24 protein-coding genes are annotated in these 23,847 nt (G+C 69.5%); 16 read left to right on the top strand and 8 right to left on the bottom strand.

The genetic code is table 11. The features are described from left to right. Window positions 1-229 precede the first annotated feature (229 nt). From AC1RVY_RS22130 to AC1RVY_RS22115, 4 genes are all read right to left on the bottom strand, one after another. Window positions 230-1,219, bottom strand: a complete 990-nt coding sequence (locus tag AC1RVY_RS22130) for a Bug family tripartite tricarboxylate transporter substrate binding protein (RefSeq protein WP_218296604.1) — start codon at window positions 1,217-1,219, stop codon at window positions 230-232. Between the two features lie 212 nt (window positions 1,220-1,431). Further along, complete coding sequence (locus AC1RVY_RS22125) at window positions 1,432-2,217, bottom strand: SDR family NAD(P)-dependent oxidoreductase (RefSeq protein WP_492254364.1); 786 nt, start codon at window positions 2,215-2,217, stop codon at window positions 1,432-1,434. Between the two features lie 42 nt (window positions 2,218-2,259). Continuing rightward, window positions 2,260-4,128, bottom strand: a complete 1,869-nt coding sequence (locus AC1RVY_RS22120) for a feruloyl-CoA synthase (protein ID WP_492808179.1) — start codon at window positions 4,126-4,128, stop codon at window positions 2,260-2,262. Window positions 4,129-4,181: 53 nt separating this feature from the next. Then, window positions 4,182-4,967: a crotonase/enoyl-CoA hydratase family protein gene (locus AC1RVY_RS22115; protein ID WP_492808177.1), complete on the bottom strand. Its 786-nt coding sequence runs from the start codon at window positions 4,965-4,967 to the stop codon at window positions 4,182-4,184. A gap of 157 nt (window positions 4,968-5,124) precedes the next feature. On the opposite strand from AC1RVY_RS22115, the gene AC1RVY_RS22110 reads away from it, so the two are divergent. The 3 genes from AC1RVY_RS22110 to AC1RVY_RS22100 all read left to right on the top strand — a co-directional run bounded on the left by AC1RVY_RS22110 (window position 5,125) and on the right by AC1RVY_RS22100 (window position 9,273). Continuing rightward, window positions 5,125-6,345: a thiolase family protein gene (locus AC1RVY_RS22110; protein WP_218339162.1), complete on the top strand. Its 1,221-nt coding sequence runs from the start codon at window positions 5,125-5,127 to the stop codon at window positions 6,343-6,345. A 2-nt stretch (window positions 6,346-6,347) separates the two neighbouring features. Beyond that, window positions 6,348-7,616 (top strand): thiolase family protein, encoded by a 1,269-nt coding sequence (locus tag AC1RVY_RS22105; protein WP_492808175.1) that lies wholly within the window; start codon window positions 6,348-6,350, stop codon window positions 7,614-7,616. 82 nt (window positions 7,617-7,698) lie between these two features. Next, window positions 7,699-9,273, top strand: coding sequence for an acyl CoA:acetate/3-ketoacid CoA transferase (locus AC1RVY_RS22100; protein WP_492808173.1), 1,575 nt, complete (start codon window positions 7,699-7,701; stop codon window positions 9,271-9,273). A gap of 29 nt (window positions 9,274-9,302) precedes the next feature. Here the strand turns inward: AC1RVY_RS22100 and AC1RVY_RS22095 are convergent, their stop codons facing one another. Beyond that, window positions 9,303-9,803: a MarR family winged helix-turn-helix transcriptional regulator gene (locus AC1RVY_RS22095; protein WP_218296611.1), complete on the bottom strand. Its 501-nt coding sequence runs from the start codon at window positions 9,801-9,803 to the stop codon at window positions 9,303-9,305. A 155-nt stretch (window positions 9,804-9,958) separates the two neighbouring features. Beyond that, on the bottom strand, window positions 9,959-11,503 hold the full coding sequence (locus AC1RVY_RS22090; protein WP_492808172.1) for a YifB family Mg chelatase-like AAA ATPase: 1,545 nt from the start codon (window positions 11,501-11,503) through the stop codon (window positions 9,959-9,961). A gap of 218 nt (window positions 11,504-11,721) precedes the next feature. On the opposite strand from AC1RVY_RS22090, the gene AC1RVY_RS22085 reads away from it, so the two are divergent. The 11 genes from AC1RVY_RS22085 to AC1RVY_RS22035 all read left to right on the top strand — a co-directional run bounded on the left by AC1RVY_RS22085 (window position 11,722) and on the right by AC1RVY_RS22035 (window position 21,633). After that, window positions 11,722-12,453: a TorF family putative porin gene (locus AC1RVY_RS22085; RefSeq protein ID WP_218296613.1), complete on the top strand. Its 732-nt coding sequence runs from the start codon at window positions 11,722-11,724 to the stop codon at window positions 12,451-12,453. Window positions 12,454-12,500: 47 nt separating this feature from the next. After that, complete coding sequence (gene glnK, locus AC1RVY_RS22080; protein ID WP_010466918.1) at window positions 12,501-12,839, top strand: P-II family nitrogen regulator; 339 nt, start codon at window positions 12,501-12,503, stop codon at window positions 12,837-12,839. A 36-nt stretch (window positions 12,840-12,875) separates the two neighbouring features. Next, a complete protein-coding gene (gene amt / locus AC1RVY_RS22075) occupies window positions 12,876-14,414 on the top strand; it encodes an ammonium transporter (protein WP_492244748.1) in 1,539 nt (512 codons plus the stop codon). 276 nt (window positions 14,415-14,690) lie between these two features. Further along, on the top strand, window positions 14,691-15,827 hold the full coding sequence (glcE, locus tag AC1RVY_RS22070) for a glycolate oxidase subunit GlcE (protein WP_492808170.1): 1,137 nt from the start codon (window positions 14,691-14,693) through the stop codon (window positions 15,825-15,827). A gap of 24 nt (window positions 15,828-15,851) precedes the next feature. After that, window positions 15,852-16,649, top strand: a complete 798-nt coding sequence (locus AC1RVY_RS22065; protein WP_218296616.1) for a YoaK family protein — start codon at window positions 15,852-15,854, stop codon at window positions 16,647-16,649. A gap of 44 nt (window positions 16,650-16,693) precedes the next feature. Continuing rightward, window positions 16,694-17,944 (top strand): glycolate oxidase subunit GlcF, encoded by a 1,251-nt coding sequence (gene glcF, locus AC1RVY_RS22060; RefSeq protein ID WP_369641105.1) that lies wholly within the window; start codon window positions 16,694-16,696, stop codon window positions 17,942-17,944. A gap of 88 nt (window positions 17,945-18,032) precedes the next feature. After that, window positions 18,033-18,944: a ProQ/FINO family protein gene (locus AC1RVY_RS22055; protein WP_492808167.1), complete on the top strand. Its 912-nt coding sequence runs from the start codon at window positions 18,033-18,035 to the stop codon at window positions 18,942-18,944. Window positions 18,945-18,960: 16 nt separating this feature from the next. After that, window positions 18,961-19,626, top strand: coding sequence for an alpha/beta fold hydrolase (locus AC1RVY_RS22050; RefSeq protein ID WP_492808165.1), 666 nt, complete (start codon window positions 18,961-18,963; stop codon window positions 19,624-19,626). 171 nt (window positions 19,627-19,797) lie between these two features. After that, window positions 19,798-20,088, top strand: coding sequence for a DUF2798 domain-containing protein (locus AC1RVY_RS22045; RefSeq protein WP_218339154.1), 291 nt, complete (start codon window positions 19,798-19,800; stop codon window positions 20,086-20,088). A 178-nt stretch (window positions 20,089-20,266) separates the two neighbouring features. After that, window positions 20,267-20,746, top strand: coding sequence for a GyrI-like domain-containing protein (locus AC1RVY_RS22040; protein WP_218296620.1), 480 nt, complete (start codon window positions 20,267-20,269; stop codon window positions 20,744-20,746). A gap of 152 nt (window positions 20,747-20,898) precedes the next feature. Then, window positions 20,899-21,633, top strand: a complete 735-nt coding sequence (locus AC1RVY_RS22035; protein ID WP_218296621.1) for a helix-turn-helix transcriptional regulator — start codon at window positions 20,899-20,901, stop codon at window positions 21,631-21,633. Window positions 21,634-21,671: 38 nt separating this feature from the next. Here AC1RVY_RS22035 and AC1RVY_RS22030 read toward each other — a convergent pair whose 3' ends face one another. After that, window positions 21,672-22,151, bottom strand: coding sequence for a VOC family protein (locus AC1RVY_RS22030; RefSeq protein WP_492808163.1), 480 nt, complete (start codon window positions 22,149-22,151; stop codon window positions 21,672-21,674). A 411-nt stretch (window positions 22,152-22,562) separates the two neighbouring features. On the opposite strand from AC1RVY_RS22030, the gene AC1RVY_RS22025 reads away from it, so the two are divergent. Together AC1RVY_RS22025 and AC1RVY_RS22020 are read left to right on the top strand one after the other, a co-directional pair. Continuing rightward, window positions 22,563-22,760 carry a hypothetical protein gene (locus AC1RVY_RS22025; protein WP_492808161.1) on the top strand — a complete coding sequence of 66 codons (198 nt, stop codon included), beginning with the start codon at window positions 22,563-22,565 and terminating at the stop codon, window positions 22,758-22,760. Window positions 22,761-22,845: 85 nt separating this feature from the next. Next, window positions 22,846-23,343 (top strand): GNAT family N-acetyltransferase, encoded by a 498-nt coding sequence (locus AC1RVY_RS22020; RefSeq protein WP_218296728.1) that lies wholly within the window; start codon window positions 22,846-22,848, stop codon window positions 23,341-23,343. A gap of 8 nt (window positions 23,344-23,351) precedes the next feature. On the opposite strand, the gene AC1RVY_RS22015 is transcribed toward AC1RVY_RS22020, so the two are convergent. After that, window positions 23,352-23,840: a glutathione peroxidase gene (locus AC1RVY_RS22015; protein WP_218296623.1), complete on the bottom strand. Its 489-nt coding sequence runs from the start codon at window positions 23,838-23,840 to the stop codon at window positions 23,352-23,354. Window positions 23,841-23,847: the final 7 nt, after the last annotated feature.

The following is a 23,847-nucleotide window of genomic DNA, read 5'->3' as shown; positions in this document are numbered from 1 at the left end:
GCGGCAGCCCGTTCACCCTGATCCGGTCGAACGGGCTGCGCGGGTGGCATGCCCAGGCTTCGACAGGCTCAGCCTGAACGGGTGGGGAATGGCTGCGCGCCCTCCCGCCGCGTTGCGCACTGCCCGTGATGCCGGCGCGGCCCCGGCCAGCGCCACCGTGGAGCTGGCTTTGCCAGGCCACGGGTGGCGTCCCCCTCAGGGGGAAGCGGCGAAGCCGCTCAGGGGGAGCTCAGGAATCCGCGGTGAAGCCAATCTTCTTGATCAGCGGACCCCAGGTGTCGTACTCGGCCTTCTGCCAGCGCGCCTGCTCCTCGGGCGTGGAGCCGTGGGGCATCAGGCCCACGATGGCCAGGCTGTCGATGACCGACTTTTCCTTCAGGGCTGCGTTGATGGCGGCGTTGGCGGCGGCGATCACCGGCTTGGGCGTGGCGGCGGGGGCGTAGAAACCAAACCATTCCTCGGTCGTCAGCTCGGGGAAGCCCTGCTCGGCAAACGTGGGCACATCAGGAACGTACTGCGAGCGCTTGGGGCCCGAGGTGGCCAGGATGCGCAGCTTGCCCGCCTTGTAGTTGGCGATGAAGTCGCCGTGTGGCGTGACCATGGCCGCCACCTGGCCGCCCACGACGTCCGTCACGCCGGGGATGGAGCCGCGGTAGGGCACGTGGCGCAGGTCCACGCCGCTGTTGATGCCCAAGAGCGCGCCCAGGAAGTGGGGCGTGGAGCCCGCGCCGGGCGAGCCGTAGCTCGCGTCCTTGGGGTTGGCCTTGGCCCAGGCCAGGAAGTCCTTCACCGTCTTGACGCTGGCGGGCACCATGGGGCCCACGGCCAGGCCGTGGTGCATGATGGCCGCGATCGACACGGGCGCGAAGTCCTTGTCGGTGTAGTTCATCTTGCTGTAGATGTGGGGGTAGTTGGCCAGGGCCGACACCTGCGCCACCGCCAGCACCGAGCCATCGGCCGGGGCCGACTTCAGGGTCTCCAGCGCAATGCGCCCGCCCGCGCCGGGCTTGTTTTCCACCACGCCGGCGTTCTTGCTGAAGGCCGAGCCACCCCATTTTTCGGCCACGCGCCGCGCCACGGTGTCGCCCGAGCTGCCGGCCGGAAAGCCGAAATACACCTTGACCTGGTCCACCTGCGCATGGGCGGCGAAGGGGTGCAGGGCGCCCAATGCGGCGCTGGCGCCAAGGGCCTGAACGAATTGACGGCGTGTGGTGGTCATGGTTTGTCTCCTGGTGTGTATCTGACGGACATCTCAAAAATCAACTGGGGTGTTCGCACACCCTCTCGTTATCAGCGGTGCGGTGCCTCCCGGGGCGCAAGAAACTGGCGCTGCCCAAGCCAGCGCCACCGTGGAACTGGCTTTGCCAGGCCACCGGTGGCGTCCCCCTCCCGCAGGAGAGGGGGACGGCGCGAAGCGACTCAGGGGGTGCATTACCGTGGCGCCATGCGCAGGGCACCATCGAGGCGGATCACCTCGCCGTTCAGGTGCCCGTTGGTGACGATGTGGCAGGCCAGCTCGGCAAACTCCTCGGGCTTGCCCAGGCGCGGCGGGAAGGGGATGCTCGCGGCCAGCGACTGCTGCACGGCCTCGGGCAACTCCTTCATCAGCGGCGTGGCGAACAGGCCGGGCGCCACGGTGCACACGCGGATGCCGTGCTGCGCCAGGTCGCGCGCCATGGGCAGCGTCATGCCCACCAGGCCGCCCTTGGAGGCGCTGTAGGCCTGCTGGCCCACCTGGCCGTCGAACGCGGCGGCCGAGGCGGTGAACATCATCACGCCGCGCTCGCCATTGGGCAGGGGCTCCAGCTTGGCGCAAGCGGCGGCGAACAGGCGGCTCACGTTGTAGCTGCCGATCAGGTTGATGGTGACCACGCGCGTGAAGTCCTCCAGCGGCGCGGCGCTGCCGTCGCGCTGCACGATGCGCTTGGCGCTGCCGATGCCGGCCACGTTCATCAGGATGCGCGCGGGGCCGTGGGCCGCAGCCGCCTTCTCCAGCGCGGCGGTGACGCTGGCGGGGTCGGTGATGTCGCAGGCGCAGGCCACGGCGCAGCCGTTGCCAAATTCCTTGCCAATGTCGGCCGCGACCTTCTCGGCCAGCTCGGCGTTGCGGTCGAGCACGGCGACCTTGGCGCCCAGGCGGGCGAGTTCGCGGGCGGTGGCTTCACCGAGGCCCGATGCGCCGCCGGTCACGATGGCGGCTTGTCCTTGGATGTCCATGCTGTGTGTCCTTGAGAAAAATGGTGGGTGTGTCTTTGGCGTTCAGCGGCGCGGCACCAGCGTGCCGGGCAGCGTGCCGCCGTGCAATGCGTCCACCACATCCGCGCGGTGTTGCAGCACGGCGCGCTGGTTGATGGAGCCCTTGTCGGTGATCTCGCCCTTGTCCAGCGAGGGCGGCTCGGCCATCAGGTGCGCACGGGCCACGCGGGTGGCGCTGCCGGTGGACTCGGCCGCAAGCTTGTCCAGCACCTGCTGGAAGTGCTGCTGCACTGGGGCGCTGTGCAGCACCTCGTGCAGGCTCGCGCTCTCGGGCAGGCCGCTGAGCGTGCGGATGGTGGCCGTGGGCACCAGCAGCGCGCCGATCTCCTTGAGGTTGATGCCGGTGATGACCGCGTCTTGCACGTAGGGCGCGCAGGCCGCGATGATCTTCGCGCGCATGGGGCCCACGCTCACGAAGGTGCCGGTGGAAAGCTTGAAGTCCTCGGCAATGCGGCCGTCGAACTTCAGGCCCTTGTTCGGGTCGTTCTCGTCGATCCACTTCACGGCGTCGCCCGAGCAGTAGAAGCCCTCTTCATCGAAGGCGTCGCGCGTGGCTTCGGCATTGCGCCAGTAGCCGGGCGTGATGTTGGGGCCGCGGTAGCGCACCTCGACCTTGCCGTCCACCGGCACGAGCTTGAGTTCGAGCCCCGGCGTGGGCACGCCGATGTCGCCGGCCTGCACGTCGGGGCTGTTCACCGCCACGCAGAAGGGGCAGCCTTCGGTCATGCCCAGGCCCGTGTTCATCACGATGCGCTCGCCGACCTCGCGCTCGGCGCTCTCGAACAGAGAGTCCCAGATGGGCTGCGAGAGCGCAGCAGCGGCAAAGAAGAACATCTTCACGCGGCTGAGCAGGTTCTTGCGCAGCTGCGCGTCGGTCTTCATGGTCTGCGCGATCACCTCGAAGCCCGTGGGCACGTTGAAGTACACCGTGGGCGCGATCTCGCGCAGGTTGCGGATGGTCTCGGCCATGCCCTTGGGCGTGGGCTTGCCCTCGTCCAGGTAGAGCGTGCCGCCGTTGTAGATGACGATGCCGAAGTTGTGGTTGCCGCCGAAGGTGTGGTTCCACGGCAGCCAGTCCACCAGCACCAGGGGCTCTTCGGCCAGCACCGGCATCGATTGGTTCATCTGCTGCAGGTTGGCGGCCCACATGCCGTGCGTCACGATCACGGCCTTGGGCAGCTTGGTGGAGCCCGAGGTGAACATGAACTTGGCGATGCTGTCGGCCGTGATGGCGCCATGCGCCGCATCCACAGCCGGCGTGGCAGAGGTGGCCAGCAGATCGCGGAAGGCCACGGTGCTGCGGCCCGGGATGCTGCCGGTGCCCAGCACCACCTTCACGTCGTCGGCCACGGTGGCCTCGATGGCGCGCGCGAAGCGCGTGGCGTCGCTCGCGAACACCAGGCCGGGGGTCAGGGTGTCCAGCACGTGGCGCAGCTTGTCGAAGTCCTGGCTGATGGTGGAGTACGCGGTGGACACCGTGCACTGCGGCACGCCGGCCACCAGGCACCCCAGCGACAGCAGCGCGTGGTCCAGATCGTTCTCGCTCAGGATGGCCACGGGGCGCTCGGCGCTCAGGTGCATGTCGAGCAGGGCCTGGGCAATGCTGCGCGCGGCCTGCCAGGCCTGGCCGTAGGTGATGTGGCGCCAGTCGCCCAGGCTGCCGTCGGCGTTCTTCACGCGCTGGGCCATCCAGGTGCGGTCGGGCACGGTCTCGGCCCAGTGCGCGAGCCGGTCGGTCAGGCGCAGCGGGTAGGCCTCCAGGTCCTGCGTGGCCCGCACATAGACCACGCCGTCGTCGGCCCGGCGGGTGCTGACTTCGGTCACGCCGAAGCGCAGCGGCCGGTAGCGGGGAGAGGGGTTGGTTGCCGTCATGGAAAAGCGTCTCGGTGGGGCTGGGGTGGCGCCGTGGGGAGCGTGTCGGTCGGTCAGTCCTTCTTGACCTTGGCAGCCTTGCCGTCCAGGAAGGCGCGCACGCGCGCCTTGGCCTCGGGGGCGCTCTGGGCGATGGCGGCCATCATGGCTTCGGTCATCAGGCCCTGGTCCGAAGGCTGCTCGGCGATGCGCGGCAGCGCGTGCATCAGCGCGTAGTTGGTCAGCGGCGCGTTCTGCGCAATGCGCTGGGCCAGCTCGAAGGCCTTGTCGAACGCCGTGCCGGTGGGCACGAGGTACTGCGCAAAGCCCACGCGCTCGCCGTCCGCCGCGTTGTAGACGCGGCCGGTCATCATCATGTCGGTCATGCGCGCCGTGCCGATCAGGCGCGGAATGCGCACCGCACCGCCGCCGCCCACGAAGATGCCGCGCGAGCCTTCGGGCAGCGCGTAGAAGGTCGATTCATCGGCCACGCGGATGTGGCAGGCGCTGGCCAGCTCCAGGCCCCCGCCCACCACCGCGCCGTGCAGCGCGGCCACCACGGGCACGGGGCCGAACTGCACGCGGTCCAGCGCCGCATGCCACATGCGCGAGTGGTGCAGGCCCTGGCCCGCATCGCGCTCCTTCAATTCGGACAGGTCCAGGCCCGAGCAGAAGTGCTCGCCTTCGCCATCGATCACGGCCGCGCCCACGGTGGCGGGCAGGTTGTCCATCACGTCCCGCAGCGCCAGGATCAGGCCGTCGTTCAGGGCATTGCGCTTGGCGGGGCGGGCGAGGCGGATGACCGCGATGTCCTCGCGTTCGCCGCGGATTTCGAGGGAGATGTCGGAGTGCTTGGTCATGGTCATCGAGGTGAGTTGGAGAAATTATGGTTATCAAAAATAACTAAAACAAGGCCATGGAGGCGGTCTTTGCTAGGTGCTTTCCCTAGCTTTTCTGGGTGCTCATATGATTATGATAAATAACTAAAATGGCACCGATTCATACCAAGGAACCGTCATGAACGCCTTCATCCCCTACGGCATTTACTGGTCGTCCCCGTTCGCCAAGTGGCAGGGCTCGCTGGCCAACCTCAACGCGCTGCCGCTGGCGGCCACGGTGGGCAAGCAGGCGCTGGCCGCGCGCGGGTACGACCTGGCGGCGGTGGACCTGGCGATCCTCGGCATCACCAACCCGCAGAAGGGCAGCTTCTACGGCCTGCCCTGGGTCACCGGCCTCATGGGCATCGACCGCGTGGCGGGCCCCACGGTGCAGCAGGCCTGCGCCACCAGTGTGCGCGCGCTGCAGATGGCCGCGCAAGAGGTGGCCTGCGGCACGGCCACCAGTGCGCTGCTGGTGATGGCTGACCGCCAGTCCAACGGGCCGGTGGTGTACTACCCCGATTCGAGCGGCACCGGCGGCTATGGCATCACCGAGCACTGGGTGCCCGACAACATGGGCCACGACCCCTACGCCAAGAACCCCATGCTGCAGACGGGCGAAAACGTGGCGGCGCGCTACGGCATCACCACCGAAGAGCAGCACGCGCTCAAGCTGCACCGCTACACGCAGTACCAGGCGGCGCTGGCCGACGACCGCGCCTTCCAGAAGCGCTACATGGCCGATGTGCCGGTCACCGACTCGAAATTCCGCAAGCAGACCGGCACGCTCAGCGCCGACGAAGGCATCTTCCCCACCACCGCCGAAGGCCTGGCCAGGCTCAAGCCGGTCAAAGAAGGCGGCACCGTGACCTTCGGCGGCCAGACGCACCCGGCCGACGGCAATGCGGGCGCCATCGTCACCACGCGCGACCGCGCCCGCGCCTTGGCCACCGACCCCGGCATCGAGGTCGAGATCCTGGGCTTCGGCATGGCGCGCGTGGAGGCCGGCTTCATGCCCATGGCGCCGTCGCCGGCGGCGTTCAACGCCTTGAAGCACGCAGGCCTGTCCATCGCCGACGTGCACGCGATCAAGACGCACAACCCGTTTGCGGTGAACGACATCGCGCTGGCGCGCGACACCGGCTTTGCGTGGGAGCGCATGAACAACTACGGCAGCTCCATCATCTGGGGCCACCCGCAGGCGCCTACCGGCCTGCGCGCCATCATCGAACTCATCGAAGAGCTGGTGCTGCGCGGCGGCGGCGTGGGCCTGTTCACCGGCTGCGCCGCGGGCGACACCGGCTACGCCACCGTGCTGCGCGTGACCGACAGCAGAACCAGCACCACCCCCAAGGCCTGACCATGACGACCACTGCGACGACAACCAGCACTGAACATTCCTTTTCCGCCCCGCTGAACGCCTGGCTGGTCGACGGCGTGCGCACGCCCATGGTCGACTACTGCGGCCCGCTCGGCCATGTGTCGCCCACCGACATGGGCATCAAGGTCGCCCGCGCCGTGCTGGACAAAAGCGGCGTGCCCGCTGCCGACGTGAACTCGGTCATCACCGGCTCGATGGCGCAGGCCGACTTCGACGCCTTCGTGCTGCCGCGCCACATCGGCTTGTATGCGGGCGTGCCGCAGAGCGTGCCGGCCATCCTGGTGCAGCGCATCTGCGGCACGGGCTTCGAGCTGTTCCGCCAGGCCGCGGACCAGATCGCGCTGGGCTATGCCGACGTGGCGCTGGTGGTGGGCACCGAATCCATGACGCGCAACCCGATCGCCGCGTACACGCACCGCACGGGCTTCAAGCTCGGTGCGCCGGTGGAGTTCAAGGACTTCCTGATGGAGGCGCTGATTGACACCGCCGGCCCCGTCACGATGATCGAGACCGCCGAGAACCTGGCCAAAAAATACGGCATCACCCGCGAAGACGTGGACGCGTACGCGGCGCGCTCGTTCGAGCGGGCGCTGCAAGCCCAGGCCGACGGCTTTCTGGCCGGCGAGATCGTGCCGGTGACGAGCGAGAAGTTCGAGCTGGCAGGCTACGCCACGCGCGGCATCACGCTGCCGCGCAAGGTGGCGCAGCTCGATCGCGACACGCACCCGCGCCCCTCCCCCATTGAGGCCCTGGCGGGGCTGCGCACGGTGTACCCCGGTGGCGTGCAGACGGCGGGCAACAGCTCGGCCCTGGTGGACGCGGCCGTGGGCGCCGTGGTGGCCAGCGATGCCTATGTGCAGCGGCGCGGCCTGAAACCCCTGGCGCGCCTGCGCGGTGCGGCAGCGGTGGGCGTGGCGCCCGAGTACATGGGCATCGGCCCGGCCCCCGCCATCCGCGCGCTGCTGGCGCGCACCGGGCTCACGCTGGAGGACATCGGCCTGTTTGAAATCAATGAAGCACAGGGCGCGCAGACCATCGCCGTGGAGCGCGAACTGGGCCTGGACCGCGACAAGCTCAACGTGAACGGCGGCGCGATTGCGCTGGGCCACCCCTTGGCCGCCACGGGCGTGCGCCTGACGGTGACCCTGGCGCGCGAGCTGCGCCGGCGCGGCCTGCGCTACGGCATCTCGAGTGCCTGCGTGGGCGGCGGGCAGGGCATTGCCTTGCTCATCGAGAACCCGGATGCTTGAAATTTAAGAGAAACAGGGCTCAAGCGCTTATGGGATAAGCGCGAGCAGCTATCGAAGTAATAGTGTTCAATTGAAGGTCACCATGAAAATCATCACCGCAGCCCAGGCCGGGGCCCTGATCCCCGACAACGCCACCATCTTCCTGGGCGGCCTGGCCGTCTCCAGCCTGCCCGAGGAAGTGCTCAAGGGCGTGGAAAAGAATTTCCTCGACACCGGACACCCGAAGAACGTGACCACCTGGGCCTGCGGCGCCATCGGCAACAGCAAGGACGCGGGCATGGTGCACTTTGCCCACCCGGGCATGATCAAGCGCACCGTGGCGGGCCACTTCGGCCAGACCGGCGCCGAGATGATGAAGATGGTCTTCGACGGCGAGGTGGAGGCGTACAACTTCCCGCAGGGCAGCCTGTCGCACCTCACGCGCCACATCGCCAGCCGCAGCCCCGGGCTGCTGACCAAGGTGGGCCTGGGCACGTTCGTGGACCCCCGCATCGAAGGCGGCAAGCTCAACAGCAAGTCCACCGAAGACCTGGTCAAGCTCGTCGAGTTCAACGGCGAGGAATGGCTGTTCTACCCCGCGCCCAAGGTTGATGTGGCCATCATCCGCGGCACGCTGGCGGATGAGAACGGCAACATCACGCTGGACAAGGAAGGCGTGCTGCTCGAGCAGATCAACATCGCCCACGCGGCCAAGGCCTGCGGCGGCATCGTGATCGCGCAGGTGGAGCGCATCGTCAAGGCGGGCAGCCTGCATCCCAAGTCGGTCAAGGTGCCGGGCGTGTCGGTGGACTACGTGGTGGTCAGCCAGCCCGAGAACCACATGCAGACCATCACCACGCAGTTCAACCCCGCGCTGTGCGGCGATGTGCGCGTGCCGCTCAACTCGCTGGCGCCCATGCCGCTGGACGAGCGCAAGGTGATCGCGCGCCGCACGGCGCTGGAGCTCACGCCCGGCGCCATCACCAACCTGGGTATCGGCATCCCGGCCGGCGTGCCGTCGGTGGCGGCGGAAGAGGGCGTGTCCGACCAGTTCACGCTGAGCGTGGAAAGCGGCATCACCGGCGGCATCCCGGCGCAGCTGGGTGACTTCGGCACCGCCTACAACGCCGACGCGATCATCGAGCAGTCGCTGCAGTTCGACTTCTACGACGGCGGTGGGCTGGACGCGAGCTTCCTGGGCCTGGCGCAGGCCGACAACCACGGCAACGTGAACGTGAGCAAGTTCAACGGCCGGCCCGTGGGCTGCGGCGGCTTCGTGAACATCACGCGGTCCACCAAGCACCTGGTGTTCTGCGGCACCTTCACGGCGGGCGGGCTGGAGGTGCAGGTGGCCGACGGCCAGCTCACCATCGTCAAGGAAGGCCGCTCGCGCAAGTTCATCGAGAAGGTCGAGCAGATCACCTTCAACGGGCTGGACGCCGCGCAGCGCGAGCAGAACGTGCTGTTCGTCACCGAGCGCGCCGTGTTCCACCTGACCACCGAGGGCCTGGAGCTGACCGAGATCGCGCCCGGCATCGACCTGGAACGCGACGTGCTGGCGCACATGGGGTTCAAGCCCCTGATGCGCGATGTGAAGATGATGGACCCGGGCCTGTTCCGTGCCCAGTGGGGCGGGCTGGCGCAGGCAATGGCCGCCAAGGCCAGGTCCGCTGCCTGATACGGAACGGAGCAACCCTGCGCGGGCTCTCAGGAGGCGGGGTCCGGCGAATAGACCTTCTGCAGCAACCGGATCAGCGTCTTGCGCTCGGCGGCGGTCAGGCCCGCCGTGGCGTCCACTTCCAGCTGGGCGGCGGTCTCCTCGGCCTGCGCGGTCAGCTCCACCCCCGCGGGCGTGAGGTGCACGCCCATGGCGCGCCCGTCGCTGGGGTGCGGGCGGCGCTCGATCAGCCCGCGCCGCTCCAGCGCGGCGATCAGCCCCACCAGGTTGGGCGGCAGCACATTGAGCGTGGCGCACAGCTGGCGCGAGGTGATGCCCGGGTTGTGGGCCACCAGCGACAGCACGGAAAACTCCACCACCTTCAGGCGGTACACCGCCATGCGCTCCATGAACACCTCGATGACCGCCAGCGACGCACGGCGCGCGTTGTAGCCCACCAGCGTGCGCAGGAAGCTGGTGTCCACGGCCTCCGGCGTGGAGAGCGCGGTGGCGGGGGGCGGTGGGTTTTTGAAGGGGCGGGCGCTGGACATGGGGCGATGGGTGCCGGAGCAAGGTCGGGTTTGGCGACGCATCGGGCAAGACCACTTTCTGACTCCCTTTCGCCGCTGCCGCTTATTTTATATACATCTTTTGCTATTAAAAATATAGCTATATCGCGAAATCGAAAAACGCGGCTCCACCCGCCTCAAGCGGGGCTGCGCAGCACGCGGCGGTATTGCACGGCCTCGGCCACATGGATGACCTCGGTGGTGGGCGAGCCCGCCAGGTCGGCGATGGTGCGCGCCACCTTCAGCGCACGGTGCGTGCTGCGGGCCGACCATCCCAGCCGCGCGGCGGCGGTGTTCAGGAATCTGGCGGCCGCATCGTCCAGCCGCAGGTGCGTGTCGATCTCCTGGCCCTGCAACGCCTGGTTGGCCTTGCCCTGCCGCGCCAGCGCCAGGGCGCGGGCATGTTCCACCCGCCCGCGGATGGCGGCGGTGGGCTCGCCCGCGGGGGCCTGCACCAGTTGCTCGGCGGGGAGGGCGGGCACCTCCACATGCAGGTCGATGCGGTCCAGCAGCGGGCCGCTGAGCTTGCCCTGGTAGCGGTTGACCTGGTCGGGCGTGCAGCGGCACGCGCGTTGCGTGGACCCGAGAAAGCCGCACGGGCAGGGGTTCATCGCCGCGATCATCTGAAAGCGCGCGGGGAAGTCCGCGCGCTGCGCGGCCCGCGAGATGGTGATGTGGCCCGTCTCCAGCGGCTCGCGCAGCGCCTCGAGGGCGGCGCGGGGAAATTCCGGCAGCTCGTCGAGGAAGAGGACGCCGTGGTGGGCCAGCGAGATTTCGCCCGGCCGGGGCGGCGATCCACCTCCGACAAGGGCCACCGCGCTGGCCGTATGGTGGGGCGTGCCCGTGGGCCGCTGCCCCCACAGTTCGGGGCGGAACCGCCCGGCCAGGCTGGCGATCGCTGCGCTCTCCAGCGCCTCGCCCACCGTCATGGCCGGCAGCAGCCCGGCAAAGCGCAGGGCCAGCATGGACTTGCCCGAGCCCGGCGGGCCGGCCATCAGGACACTGTGGGCTCCGGCGGCCGCGATCTCCAGCGCGCGCTTGGCCGTGGCCTGGCCTTTCACGTCGGCCATGTCCAGGGAGGCCGCTGCGGCCGCCATCGGCGTGGCTTGCAGGCGGGTCCAGCCATCGTTGTCCACGGAGGCATCGCCCGCCGCGGCGCTGCCCGGTGGCAGGAAGGCGCGCACCACGTCCAGCAGGTGCCGGGCGCGCACCACCTGCGCGGCGGGCACGAGGGCGGCCTCTTCGGCGCTGCCGGGCGGCAGCACCAGCACGGCGCTGATCTGCTGCGTCTGCAGCGCGAGGCTCGTGGCCAGCGCGCCGCGCACCGGCCGCAGTTCGCCCGACAGCGACAGCTCGCCCGCGAATTCGTGCCCCGGCAGGCGGGCGCCGTCCAGCTGCCCGCTGGCCGCCAGGATGCCCAGCGCGATCGGCAGGTCGAACCGGCCGGAATCCTTGGGCAGGTCGGCGGGGGCGAGGTTGACGGTGATCCGCTTGTTGTGGGGGAACTCCAGCCCCGCGTTCTGCAGTGCCGACCGCACGCGCTCGCGCGCTTCCTTCACTTCCACTTCGGCAAGGCCCACCAGGGTGAAGCTGGGCAGGCCGTTGGCCAGGTGCACTTCGACAGTGACGGACGGCGCCTGCAGCCCCAGAAGGGCGCGGCTTTGCACCAAAGCAAGACTCATGAAGCGATTCCTCCCCAGATGGGTGCGTTTTATGGCGTTCCCGCGCGGGCCCTTGGCGCCATGCACCAATAGCGTGCGTATGGCCGTGGCACGGTGCTGATGCTCACTGTACCGGGGATCGTTGTAACGCGAAGCAACGGCGCGCGCGGATGTATTGCGCCGCGTGGCACGGTCCGTGCTTAAAGCGCTCGTCCCTACTTTGTCCAACCGGAGGAAACATGACCCGCGCCATCATCAAGACCCTGGGCGTTGCCCTTGCAGCATCCCTTCCCCTGCTGGCCAGCGCCCAGCTCACCGGCAACGTCAGCCTGACCACCAACTACAAGTTCCGTGGCCAGGACCAGGACGCCTCCAAGGCCAAGGCCCTCAAGCCCGCGCTGCAAGGCGGTTTTGACTATGCCTTCGGCGAGTCTGGCTGGTACGTGGGCAACTGGAATTCCAGCGTGGACTGGCTGGCCAACAACTCGCTCGAAGCCGACCTGTACGGCGGCTACAAGTTCAAGGCCGGCGGCGCCGACCTGGATCTGGGCGCGCTGACCTACATCTACCCCGGCAATGCCAACGGCAACACCACCGAGCTGTATGGCGCGGCCACCATGGGCCCCTTCACCGCCAAGTATTCGCACACCATCTCCAAGGACTACTTCGGCTGGGCCGGCGCCAAGTCCGGCTCGGGCCTGAAGGGCCGCAACACCGGCTACCTGAACCTGGCGTTCGCCCAGGAAGTGGCTCCCAGCGTCACCCTGAAGGCCTCGGTGGGCTTCACCCGCTTCGCCAGCGACATCAAGGACCTGGGCGTGCCCAACTACATGGACTACAGCGTGGGCGGCGCGTATGACTTCGGCAGCGGCCTGTCGCTGGGCGCCGCCGTGGTGGGCGCCAACAAGAAGGCCTTCTTCGGCCACGTCAACAAGTCGCGCGTGATCGTCACGCTCACCAAAACCCTGTAAGCAAGTCTCGATGGGCGCCGGGTGCGCCCATCGTCGGAGGAACCAAAATGAAAATGGTGACAGCCATCATCAAGCCCTTCAAGCTCGACGAGGTGCGTGAAGCACTCTCGGACATCGGCGTGCAAGGCATCACGGTGACCGAGGTCAAGGGCTTCGGCCGCCAGAAGGGCCACACCGAGCTGTACCGCGGCGCGGAGTACGTGGTCGACTTCCTGCCCAAGGTCAAGATCGAGGCCGCCGTGGCGGATGACCTGGTGGACCGCGTGATCGAGTCCATCGAAAGCGCCGCGCGCACCGGCAAGATCGGCGACGGCAAGATCTTCGTGACCCACCTGGAGCAGGTGGTGCGCATCCGCACTGGCGAAACCGGCAAGGAAGCCCTGTAAGGGCCCGGCCGCATCACACCCAAGAAGAGAAACGCCATGAAAAAACTGCTTGCTTCCTTCATTCTGGGGCTGGGCCTGCTGACCATGGGCAACCTGTCCCTGGCCCAGGCGCCCGCCGCCTCCGAGCCGGCCGCCGCCGCGCCCGCTGCGGCGGCCGCTCCCGCCGCTGAAGCCCCTGCGGCTGCCCCTGCTCCCGCGGCGGCCGCTGCACCGGCCGCCGCCGCCGAAGCCCCCGCTCCGGTCCCCAACAAGGGCGACACCGCCTGGATGATGACCTCCACCATCCTCGTGATCCTGATGGTCCTGCCCGGCCTGGCGCTGTTCTACGGCGGCCTGGTGCGCAGCAAGAACATGCTGTCCGTGCTGATGCAGGTGATGGTCACGTTCTCGCTGATCGTGGTGCTGTGGTTCATCTACGGCTACAGCCTGGCCTTCACCGAGGGCGGCGCCTTCATCGGCGGCTTCGACCGGCTGTTCATGAAGGGCATCTGGGACAACGCCGCCGGCACGTTCGCCAACGCCGCCACCTTCAGCAAGGGTGTCGTGATTCCGGAAGTGGTGTTCGCCGCCTTCCAGGCCACGTTCGCCGGCATCACCTGCGCCCTGATCGTCGGTGCGTTCGCAGAGCGCATCAAGTTCAGCGCCGTCATGATGTTCATGGTGCTGTGGTTCACCTTCAGCTACCTGCCGATCGCCCACATGGTGTGGTTCTGGATGGGCCCTGACGCATACGCCTCCAAGGAAGTGGCCGACGCCATGACCGGCAAGGCCGGCCAGATCTGGCAGTGGGGCGCGCTGGACTTCGCCGGCGGTACCGTGGTGCACATCAACGCCGCCGTGGCGGGCCTGGTGGGCGCGTTCATGGTGGGCAAGCGCATCGGCTACGGCAAGGAAGCCATGGCGCCCCACAGCCTGACGCTGACCATGGTCGGTGCCTCGCTGCTGTGGGTGGGCTGGTTCGGCTTCAACGCCGGCTCCGCCCTGGAAGCCAACGGCTTTGCCGCCCTGGCCTTCATCAACACGCTGGTGGCCACCGCCGCCGCCGTGCTGGCATGGTCCATCGGTGAAGCGCTGATGCGCGGCAAGGCTTCGATGCTGGGTGCGGCGTCGGGTGCCGTGGCCGGCCTCGTGGCCATCACGCCCGCTGCCGGCAACGTCGGCATCGGCGGTGCGCTGGTGATCGGCCTCGTGGGCGGCTTCGCCTGCCTGTGGGGTGTGAACGGCCTCAAGAAGCTGCTGGGCGCGGACGACTCGCTCGACGTGTTCGGCGTGCACGGCATCGGCGGCATCGTGGGTGCCCTGCTGACCGGCGTGTTCAATGCGCCTGGCCTGGGTGGCCCCGGCTACGTGGCCGACTGGGTGACCGCCACCATGGTGACCTCCGCCGACTACTCCATCGCCGCCCAGGTGTGGACCCAGACCAAGGCCGTGCTGCTGACCATCGTGTGGTCGGGCGTGGTCTCCTTCGTGGCCTACAAGATCGTCGACCTGACGGTGGGCCTGCGTGTCTCGGAAGAAGACGAACGCGAAGGCCTGGACATCACCTCGCACGGCGAAACAGCGTACAACCGCTGAAGCAGGCTGGTGCGCCCGACGCGCCGCGGTGTCTGGTGGCACCGTGGCGTCGCAACAAGAACAAGCGAGTCGCTCCTTTGGTTGTTGAACCCGCCGGCAACGGCGGGTTTTTTTCGTACCGGGCGGGGGACTTGCTTGTCTGCATTCTGTTCTGGCACGCACGCCCAGAGCACACGTCCGCAGACATCCCTCCCGGCGGTCCCGAGCCATTTGCACGCGCGCTGTTCAAAAAATTCACGCGCTCTCCGCGTGGCGCCGGACATCGCTGGAGCTACGATGCAAGGCATGGACCTCGCCCTTGCCCAGATCGCCGACCGTGTGCGCACCGCCGCCGCCGACCAGACCCCCTTGCGCATCCGGGGCGGGGGCACCAAGGACTTCCATGGCCTGGCGCTGCATGGCGAGGTGCTCGACACCCGCGTGCTGCGCGGCATCGTGAGCTACGAGCCCAGCGAACTGGTCGTCACCGTGCGCGCGGGCACCCCGCTGGCCGAGCTGGAGGCCACGCTGGCCGAACAGGGCCAGTGCCTGCCCTTCGAGCCCCCGCACTTCGCCAAGACCCCGCCGGATGCCGCCACCGTGGGCGGCATGGTGGCGGCCGGCCTGTCGGGGCCGGCCCGCGCCAGCGTGGGCGCGGTGCGCGACTATGTGCTGGGGGTCACGCTGCTCAACGGCCGGGCCGAGCTGCTGAGCTTTGGCGGGCAGGTGATGAAGAATGTGGCGGGCTATGACGTGTCGCGCCTCATGGCCGGCGCCTGGGGCACGCTGGGCCTGCTCACCGAGGTCAGCCTCAAGGTGCTGCCGGTGGCCCCGGCCGAGGCCACGCTGCGCTTCGAATGCAACCAGGCCGATGCCTTGCGCAAGCTGCACGCCTGGGGCGGCCAGCCCCTGCCGCTCAACGCGAGCTGCTGGGTGCAGGACACGGGCACGGGCACCCTCTACGTGCGCCTGCGCGGGGCCGTGGCCGCCGTCGAGGCCGCGTGCAAGACCATGGGTGGCGTGCGCATGGACGACAGCGCCGCCGTGGCTGCCGATTGGGCCGCCTGCCGCGAACAGACCCTGCCCTGGTTCAGCGACCGCGCCCAGCGCCCCGGCCACGCGCTGTGGCGCCTGTCCCTGCCGCCCACGGCCCCCGCGCTCCAACTGCCTGCGGCGGCCCAGCCGCTCATCGAATGGCACGGCGCCCTGCGCTGGGTGCAGGCGCCGGAAGCGGCGGGCGATGCCCTGCGCGAGGCCGCACGCGCGGTGGGCGGAAGTGCTTCTGTTTTCATAGCTTCCAGCGCAGGTGCATCAAGCGGTAGCGGCCAGTTTGGCTTGAAATCCAGTGCGCTGGAGCAGATCCACGCGCGCCTCAAGCACAGCTTCGACCCCGCGGGCATCTTCAACCCCGGGCGCATGGCCCGCGCCTGGTAAGCCACGCGCCAGCCTGCGGCACCCATGCGACGCCTGCGCCATCTCACCGGACACCACCGCACGGTGGCGAGCAACCGCGTGCTGGGCCTGCTGCTGGCCTTCAATGCGGGCGCGGTCAATGCCGGGGGGTTCCTGGTGGTGCACCTGTACACCTCGCACATGACCGGCTTTGTCTCGATGCTGGCCGACAACCTCGTGCTGGGCAACATGGCCCTGGTGCTGGGCGCGGTGGGGGCGTTGCTGGCCTTCGTCAGCGGCGCGGCCACCACGGCCGTCATGGTCAACTGGGCGCGCCAGCGCAAGCTGCACAGCAGCTATGCGCTGCCGCTGCTGGTGGTGGCGGTGCTCATGCTGGTGTTCGGCCTGGTGGGCGCCATCACGCTCAACTGGCGCACGCCGTTCGCCGTGCCCACCACGGTGCTGCTGCTGTCGTTCATCATGGGCCTGCAGAACGCCACGGTGACCAAGATGTCCTCGTCCCAGATCCGCACCACGCACATGACCGGCGTGGTGACCGACCTGGGCATCGAGCTGGGCAAGATGCTCTACTGGAACCGCACCGGCACCGCGCCGGAATCCCAGGTGCGCGCCAACCAGGCCCGGCTGCGGCTGTTCGCGGGGCTCGTGGCGATGTTCCTCGTGGGAGGCGTTGCCGGGGCCGCGGGCTTCAAGCACGTGGGCTTCGTGTTCGTGGTGCCGCTGGCGCTGGTGCTGCTGGGGCTGTCGCTGCCCCCCTTGTGGGCCGACCGCGCGCGCCTGCGCCACCCCTTGCGCAAGGCGCTGCCGCTGGAGCCGCCGCTCACTCCGCCGCCCGCGCTCTGAGCGTTTCCGGCCCTGTTTTACCTTCCCCTGTCCAGGCATGCTCCATGCAAACCCAACTCGCCCCTGAATACCGCGCCCGCGCCGATGGCCTGGAGGCCGAGGCCATCCTGCGCAAATGCGTGCACTGCGGCTTCTGCACCGCCACCTGCCCCACCTACCAGCTGCTGGGCGACGAGCTCGACGGCCCGCGCGGCCGCATCTACCTCATCAAGCAGGTGCTCGAGGGCGCCGAGCCCACGCGCAAGACCCAGATGCACCTGGACCGGTGCCTGACCTGCCGCAACTGCGAAAGCACCTGCCCGAGCGGCGTGCAATATGGTCATCTGGTCGATATCGGCCGCAGGATCGTCGATGAGAAAGTCGCCCGCCCGGTGGGCGAGAAGGCCTTGCGCTGGGCGCTGAAGGAGGGCCTGCCTTCGCCCCTGTTCGCCCCCGCCATGAAGGCCGGGCAACTGGTGCGCGGCCTGCTGCCCGCATCCCTCAAGGCCAAGGTGCCCGCGCCCCAAAATGCCGGCGCCTGGCCCGTGCGCGAACATGCGCGCAAGGTGCTTTTGCTGGCCGGCTGCGTGCAGCCGGCCATGATGCCCAACATCAACACCGCCACCGCCCGCGTGCTCGACGCCGTGGGCATCCAGACCGTGGTCGCGCCCAAGGCGGGCTGCTGCGGTGCCGTCAAGTTCCACCTCAACGACCAGGACGGCGGCAAGGCCGAGATGCGCGCCAACATCGACGCCTGGTGGCCGCTGGTGGAGCAGGGCGGGGTGGAAGCCATCGTCATGAACGCCTCGGGCTGCGGCGTCACCGTCAAGGAATACGGCCACATCCTCAAGGACGACGCGCAGTACGCCGCCAGGGCCGAACGCATCAGCGCGCTCACGCGCGACCTGTCGGAGCTGCTGCCGGCCCTGCTGCCCGAGCTGGCCGACAAGCTGGCGGGCCGCGCCCAGCCCGCCGCCGACGTGCTGTACGCCTACCATCCGCCGTGCACGCTGCAGCACGGCCAGAAGCTGCGCGGCGGGGTGGAAACGCAGCTTGCGCGCCTGGGGTTCCGGCTGCGCGCGGCGCGCAACGAGGCCCACCTGTGCTGCGGCTCGGCGGGCACGTATTCGGTGCTCAACCCGGACCTGGCGTACCAGCTGCGCGACCGCAAGCTCGGCGTGCTCGGCGAGGCGTTCGGCGACCAGCCCCCGGACGTGATCCTGTCGGCCAACATCGGCTGCATCACCCATTTGCAAAGCGGCACCGGCACGCCGGTGCGCCACTGGATCGAGGTGCTGGACGAAGCCCTGGCCTGACAAGGGGATGCCGCCGCTGGCGGGCTTTTCTCCAACGCTGGCATGATTGAGGGTTTTGTTGCCCTCTCCCTCACCCATTCGCACCGCCATGACCGACTCCGTGCCCGCACAAGAACAACCGAACGCAGCCCCTGCCACACCGCTGGCGGCGCCTGTTTCGGCCGCACCGGCCGAGGCGGCTGCCGCCGCTCCCGGGGCGTCCGCCGCCGCCGACCCTGCCGGGGCACCCCAGCAGCGCGCGGGCGGATCACGCCGTGGCGGCCGCAACCGCCGCAAGCCCGAAGGGCGCCCGGCGCCAGAGGGCGGCGCCGAGGCCTCTGCCCCCGCACCTGCGGGCGCGCGCGCGCCGCAGCGTGTGCACCCCGCGCTGGAGCAGCTGGCGGGACTCTACCCGCACCTGTTCGGCGCGGTGTTCCGCCCGCTCAAGCGCGGCATCTTCCAGGACCTGCTGGCCGCGCACCCCGAGGTGTTCGAGCGCGAGGCGCTCAAGGTGGCGCTGGGCATCCACACCCGCTCCACGCGCTACCTGCAAAGCGTGGCGGCGGGCGACCGGCGCCATGACCTCTCGGGCCAGCCCGTGGAGGACATGGCCCCCGAGCACGTGCACCATGCGCTGCTGGAGGTCTACCGCCGCAAGAAGGCCCGTGCCACCGAGGACCTGCTGCCCAAGCTGCGCAACCGCATGATGGCCGCGTTCGAGGCCTCGGGGCTCACGCGCGAGGCCTACACCGAGCTGGTGCAGGGCCGCGACGAAGCCGCCAACGCCATCCTCGAAGAGGCCTTTGCCGAATGGTCGGCGCGCAACGCCAAGGACGAGGCCCTGCTGCGCGCGTTCGAGGCCAGCGGCCAGACACTGGAGGCCTTTGCCGACATGTACGGCCTGGTGCCCCGCACCGTGGGCCAGCAGCTCGAGCGCGCTCGCCGCCTCGCCGCCGCGCGGGTGCAGGCCGCGGCGGCCGCGGCCGTGGCCGCCATCGCACCGGCCCCGCAAGACGCCTGACGCGAGAGGCTCGCCCGTGCCGGCGGCACCTTCCAGGCTGATCTTCCTGCCCGGCGTGGGGGGTGACCCCGCGTTCTGGCAACCGGTCTCGTCGGCCATGCCGCTGCCCGCCGCGCGCGTGCTGCTGGGCTGGCCCTGGCGCGATGCCGGAGCCGGCGCGGGGCTGGCGCCGGACGCGGCCGGTGGCATGCAGGATCTGGTCGATGCGGTCACGCCGCACATGGACCGGCCCTGCGCGCTGGTCGCGCAGTCCCTGGGCGGCGTGGTGGCCCTGCTCGCCGCCCTCGAGCGGCCCGACCACCTGACCCACCTGGTGCTCGTGGCCACGTCGGGCGGCGTGCCCATGGACGACCTGCATCCCCACGACTGGCGGCCCGATTTCCTGCGCGCCAACCCCGCGTTTCCGCCGTGGATGGCCCAGGCGCGGTGGGACCTGTCGGCCCGGCTGGCGTCGGTGCGCGCGCCCGCCCTTTTGCTGTGGGGCGACAGGGACCCCATCAGCCCCGTGGCCGTGGGGCGGCGCCTGTGCGGCCTGCTGCCCGGCGCGCGCATGCACGTGCTGCCAGGCGGTGCCCACGACCTGGCCCGCACGCACGCTGGGGCAGTGGCCGGGCACATCCACCGCCATCTGCGGGGCGGCGCCTCAGGGGATGCCGGACAGGGCGCTTCGCAGAACGCCTAGAATCCCGCTGCGGCCCGGTTCATGGGTTGCCGTAAGCGTTTACGTCAATCAACGTGCCAACCAACGCCGGCCTTGCCGGGGTGGTGGCCCCTTTCCTGTCCCGGCGCGGCCCGCGCCGCGTGGGCGGGCGGGGGCGGCACCTTGTCTGACCGGCTGCTTTCTGGAACTGCAATGAACCACTCTTCGTCGCCCACCCCACCGCCTTCCCCCAGGACCTCCTGGGGCCTGCGCAAGCTGCCCGCACGGTCCGCGGCCTGGGTCATGCCCCTGCTGCTGTCGCTGCTCATGACCTTCATCGTGTCCCTGATCAGCACCGTGCGCGTGGTGGGCTTCTCGCTGGATCTTCCCCGCCTGTGGATGAGCTCCTGGGCACTGTCCTGGCTCGTCGCCTTCCCCACGCTGCTGCTGGTGCTGCCCGTGGTGCGCCGGGTGACGGCCGCCATCGTGGAGCCGCAGGGCTGAGGCCCCCCCGGGGCAGGCTGCTGACACGGTGTGTCAGCAGCCTGCCGCCCGGCCCCCAGCGCGTTGCGCACGCTACTGACATCAGGCTGTCAGCAGTGGGCCCGCACCATCGGTCCTTGCAGCTGCACACCACCGATCGATCCCTCGATCCCCTTCACAGACAAGAGAGGACCAGCCCATGACCACACCCACCACCGTCCAGATTCCCGCCTTCAGCGTGGCCGGCATTGCCGTCCGCACGCGCAACAGCGACGAGATGAACCCCGCCATCGCGCGCCTCGGGGGCCTGTGGGACCGCTTCTTCAGCCAGAGCTGGGAGCGCAAGTTGCCTGGCCGCGACAGCGATGGCCGCATCTTCGGCGTCTACAGCGGCTACGAATCCAACGAACACGGCGCCTTCGACGTGACCGCCGGCGTGGCCACGGCCGACCCGGAACTGGCCCAGGCGGTGCCCGGAGCCGCCCGCGTGGACATCCAGGCGGGCGACTACCTCGTCTTCACCGGCCATGGCGACATGCCCCAGATGGTGATCGACACCTGGGTCCGCATCTGGCGCTACTTCGCCGAGAACCCGCAGGTGCAGCGCCGTTTCGGCACCGATTTCGAGGCCTACGAGGGCCCGGACAGCGTGGCCATCCACGTCGGCGTGAAGCCGTAGCGCCACCGGCCTGCCGATGGCGGCGCATCCCGCCCAGCCGCCACGCGCAGCGCCTTGGCGTTGGTGCATGATGCTATATGTTCAATAGCTTCCCGCGCTGATGGCATGAGCGGTGCAAGCCAGGAATACCCACAAGATGTCCCCTTTCATCCATGCGCCGCGCTGACCGCCTTTTCCAGATCGTCCAGCTCATCCGGGGGCGGCGCCTGTCCACGGCGGCGTTCCTGGCCGAGCGGCTCGAGGTGTCTCCGCGCACCATCTACCGCGACGTGGCGGACCTGCAGCACCAGGGCGTGCCCATTGAGGGCGAGGCCGGCGTGGGCTACCGGCTGGGCGCCGGCTTCGAGCTGCCGCCGCTGATGTTCAGCCAGGGCGAGGCCAACGCGCTGGTGGCGGCCGCGCGGCTGGCGCAGGCCTGGCTGGACGCGGGGCTCGCGCGCGAGGTGGAAGGGGCCCTGGGCAAGATCCTGTCGGTGCTGCCGCCGGCCGCGCGCGCGGCGGCCGAGGCGCAGGCGCTGTATGCGCCGTCCGTGGGGCTAGACCCCCGGGCGCAGGCCACCCTGCAGGCCCTGCGCGAGGCGGTGCACAGCCGCCACGTGGTGCAGATCGACTACGCCGACGTGCACGGCCGCCCCAGCCTGCGCCGCCTGCGGCCGCTGGGGTGCTTCTACTGGGGCAAGGTCTGGACGCTGTCGGCCTGGTGCGAGCTGCGCAACGATTTCCGAGGCTTTCGCATCGACCGCATCGTGGACCTCGTGGTGCTGGAGGAGCAGTTTCGCCAGGAGCCCGGCAAGACGCTGGCCGACATGCTGCGCAAGGTGGAGGCGGAGATGGCCTCGCGGCCGCCCGAATGGCCGCCCGCGCCGACGCCCGGGCTGACGGCCTGAAGGCCTTCGGGCCCTGGGCCGCGCCGGCCCGCCAGGCATCAGCCGCGCCGGGCCGCCTCGATCGTGGCGATGTCGATTTTTTTCATCCCCATCATGGCTTCGAACGCGCGCGCGGCCGCCGCCTTGTCGGGACCGGTGACCGCGGCCGTCAGGGCGCGGGGCGTGATCTGCCACGGCAGGCCCCAGCGGTCCTTGCACCAGCCGCAGGCGCTTTCCTGGCCGCCATTTCCGACAATCGCATTCCACAGACGATCGGTTTCGGCCTGGTCCTCGGTCGCCACCTGGAACGAGAAAGCCTCGCTGTGCCGGAAGGCGGGGCCTCCGTTCAGGCCCAGGCAGGGGATGCCCATCACCGTGAACTCGACCGTCAGGACGTCGCCCTGCCGGCCCGAGGGAAAGTCCCCGGGCGCCCGGTGGACCGCGCCCACGGCGCTGTCCGGAAACGTCTCGGCGTAGAACTTCGCGGCATCCAGCGCGGTGCCGTCGTACCACAGACATACCGTGTTCTTGCTGACCATCTTGGTGCTCCTTGGGGGCGGGACAGCGCAGTAGCCTCTCACATCTGGCGGCAGGCTGCAATGCGCGCGAGGGGCCGTGGATGGCGGGGCATCGGCGGTGCGGTGGTTTTCTTCATGCTATTAAAAAAATAGCTATTTGCGCAGATTCGATAAGCGCTGATGGGACTTTGAGCTACAGATGCCCGGCCTGGAAGACGGCCCTCGCATGGGGCGCCAGGGCCGAGGGCCTGGGGTGCGGCGGTCCTGGCACCATAGTGCAACGAATTGCTACGCACCGGGATTTGCATGCGGTTTCGGGACGCTCGATCAAGGATTCCGGACCCCTAGGACAATCCGGGCCGGCGCCGTCGCCGTCGCCGTCGCGCAAGATCCGCTGCCGCGCCTGGGGCGCATGGCGGCCGCGAACCCGTCGTGCCCACCGGCGCTACGGCCTCCCTGGCGGCCGACCAGGCCGGCAATGCGCGGTACCTGGGCGCCGCCCTCGTGGCACCCGGGCACGCCGTGGTGCATGAAGGAGGCTGCGGGGCGCTGGCGCCCGCGCGACTGGGGCCGGTGGTGGAGCCGCGGGTCCTGGTGGCCGGGACGGTGGGGCTGTGTGCCGGGGGCTGACGGCGGTGGTGCGGCGTGTGGCGTGGCTGCGGCCGCTGTTCGGGTTGCCGGGCGGGCACGGGCGCGTTCCGAAGACAATGCCAGCATGCAGCCCCGCTCCCATGCCCCTGGCGTCCAGCCCGTGATCCGGCCGGCGACCGATGCCGACAGCCACGCCGGCCTGGCCCGCGTGTGGCGCAGGGCCTGGCGTTCCGCCAACCCCTCGGTGAGGCCCGTGGCTCCGCCCGGCCACTGGGAGGCGCGGGTGCGCGCGGAATTCGGTCCGCCGTGTGCGGTGCTGGTGCGTGCGGTGGGGCCGGAGGTCACGGCGTTCCTGGTGCTGGACGTGGGCGGCGCGCATCTGCACCAGCTGTTCGTGGACCCCGCATGCCAGGGCCGGGGCGTGGGGGCCGAAATGCTGCAGCAGGTGATCCGCCTGTGCCCGGGCGGCTGGACCCTGCACGTGGCCACGGGCAACCACGGCGCGCGCCGCTTCTATGCGCGCCATGGCCTGGTGGAGGGGCCGGTCGATACCCATCCGGCCACGGGCCGCGAGCGGGTGCTGTGCCGCTGGGCGCCTGCGGCGGCAGCGGCAGCAGGCTGAGCGCGGCCTTAGGCCGCGAGGGCCGCCTCGATGTCGCCCGCCAGCTTCTTGGGCGCGTCCTGCGGCGCATAGCGGCGGATCACGCGGCCGTCCTTGCCAACCAGGAACTTGGTGAAATTCCATTTGATCGCCTTGCTGCCCAGCAGGCCGGGCGCTTCGGCGGCGAGCCACTGGTACAGGGGCGACGCGTTGGCACCGTTCACATCGATCTTGGCCATCATCGGAAAGCTCACGCCGTAGTTGAGCTGGCAGAAGCTCGCGATCTCGTCGTTGCTGCCCGGGTCCTGGCTGCCGAACTGGTTGCAGGGAAAGCCCAGCACCACCAGGCCCTGGCCGCCGTACTGCTTGTGCAGCTCTTCCAGGCCCCCGAACTGGGGCGTGAAGCCGCAGGCGCTGGCGGTGTTCACGATGAGCAGCACTTTGTCCTTGTATTGCGACAAGGGCACGGTCTGGCCGTTCATCTGCTGGGCTTCAAAGTCGTAGATGCTGTCGGGCATGGCGCAT

It is taken from the genome of Acidovorax sp. GW821-FHT11A03 (genome assembly GCF_058809075.1).
The sequence above is the reverse complement of the archived record's forward strand: the minus strand, read 5'-3'. Positions and strand labels throughout refer to the sequence as shown.

What these genes read in the sequence shown, in the direction of transcription:
- AC1RVY_RS22030 (WP_492808163.1), bottom strand. Translation starts at nt 22,151, where the DNA reads ATGGTCAGCAAGAACACGGTATGTCTGTGGTACGACGGCACCGCGCTG.
- AC1RVY_RS22015 (WP_218296623.1), bottom strand. Translation starts at nt 23,840, where the DNA reads ATGCCCGACAGCATCTACGACTTTGAAGCCCAGCAGATGAACGGCCAG.
- AC1RVY_RS22055 (WP_492808167.1), top strand. Translation starts at nt 18,033, where the DNA reads ATGACCGACTCCGTGCCCGCACAAGAACAACCGAACGCAGCCCCTGCC.
- AC1RVY_RS22115 (WP_492808177.1), bottom strand. Translation starts at nt 4,967, where the DNA reads ATGACCAAGCACTCCGACATCTCCCTCGAAATCCGCGGCGAACGCGAG.
- AC1RVY_RS22110 (WP_218339162.1), top strand. Translation starts at nt 5,125, where the DNA reads ATGAACGCCTTCATCCCCTACGGCATTTACTGGTCGTCCCCGTTCGCC.
- AC1RVY_RS22130 (WP_218296604.1), bottom strand. Translation starts at nt 1,219, where the DNA reads ATGACCACCACACGCCGTCAATTCGTTCAGGCCCTTGGCGCCAGCGCC.
- AC1RVY_RS22065 (WP_218296616.1), top strand. Translation starts at nt 15,852, where the DNA reads ATGCGACGCCTGCGCCATCTCACCGGACACCACCGCACGGTGGCGAGC.
- AC1RVY_RS22125 (WP_492254364.1), bottom strand. Translation starts at nt 2,217, where the DNA reads ATGGACATCCAAGGACAAGCCGCCATCGTGACCGGCGGCGCATCGGGC.
- AC1RVY_RS22105 (WP_492808175.1), top strand. Translation starts at nt 6,348, where the DNA reads ATGACGACCACTGCGACGACAACCAGCACTGAACATTCCTTTTCCGCC.
- AC1RVY_RS22035 (WP_218296621.1), top strand. Translation starts at nt 20,899, where the DNA reads ATGCGCCGCGCTGACCGCCTTTTCCAGATCGTCCAGCTCATCCGGGGG.
- amt (WP_492244748.1), top strand. Translation starts at nt 12,876, where the DNA reads ATGAAAAAACTGCTTGCTTCCTTCATTCTGGGGCTGGGCCTGCTGACC.
- AC1RVY_RS22095 (WP_218296611.1), bottom strand. Translation starts at nt 9,803, where the DNA reads ATGTCCAGCGCCCGCCCCTTCAAAAACCCACCGCCCCCCGCCACCGCG.
- AC1RVY_RS22085 (WP_218296613.1), top strand. Translation starts at nt 11,722, where the DNA reads ATGACCCGCGCCATCATCAAGACCCTGGGCGTTGCCCTTGCAGCATCC.
- glcE (WP_492808170.1), top strand. Translation starts at nt 14,691, where the DNA reads ATGCAAGGCATGGACCTCGCCCTTGCCCAGATCGCCGACCGTGTGCGC.
- glcF (WP_369641105.1), top strand. Translation starts at nt 16,694, where the DNA reads ATGCAAACCCAACTCGCCCCTGAATACCGCGCCCGCGCCGATGGCCTG.
- glnK (WP_010466918.1), top strand. Translation starts at nt 12,501, where the DNA reads ATGAAAATGGTGACAGCCATCATCAAGCCCTTCAAGCTCGACGAGGTG.
- AC1RVY_RS22045 (WP_218339154.1), top strand. Translation starts at nt 19,798, where the DNA reads ATGAACCACTCTTCGTCGCCCACCCCACCGCCTTCCCCCAGGACCTCC.
- AC1RVY_RS22040 (WP_218296620.1), top strand. Translation starts at nt 20,267, where the DNA reads ATGACCACACCCACCACCGTCCAGATTCCCGCCTTCAGCGTGGCCGGC.
- AC1RVY_RS22100 (WP_492808173.1), top strand. Translation starts at nt 7,699, where the DNA reads ATGAAAATCATCACCGCAGCCCAGGCCGGGGCCCTGATCCCCGACAAC.
- AC1RVY_RS22020 (WP_218296728.1), top strand. Translation starts at nt 22,846, where the DNA reads ATGCAGCCCCGCTCCCATGCCCCTGGCGTCCAGCCCGTGATCCGGCCG.
- AC1RVY_RS22120 (WP_492808179.1), bottom strand. Translation starts at nt 4,128, where the DNA reads ATGACGGCAACCAACCCCTCTCCCCGCTACCGGCCGCTGCGCTTCGGC.
- AC1RVY_RS22090 (WP_492808172.1), bottom strand. Translation starts at nt 11,503, where the DNA reads ATGAGTCTTGCTTTGGTGCAAAGCCGCGCCCTTCTGGGGCTGCAGGCG.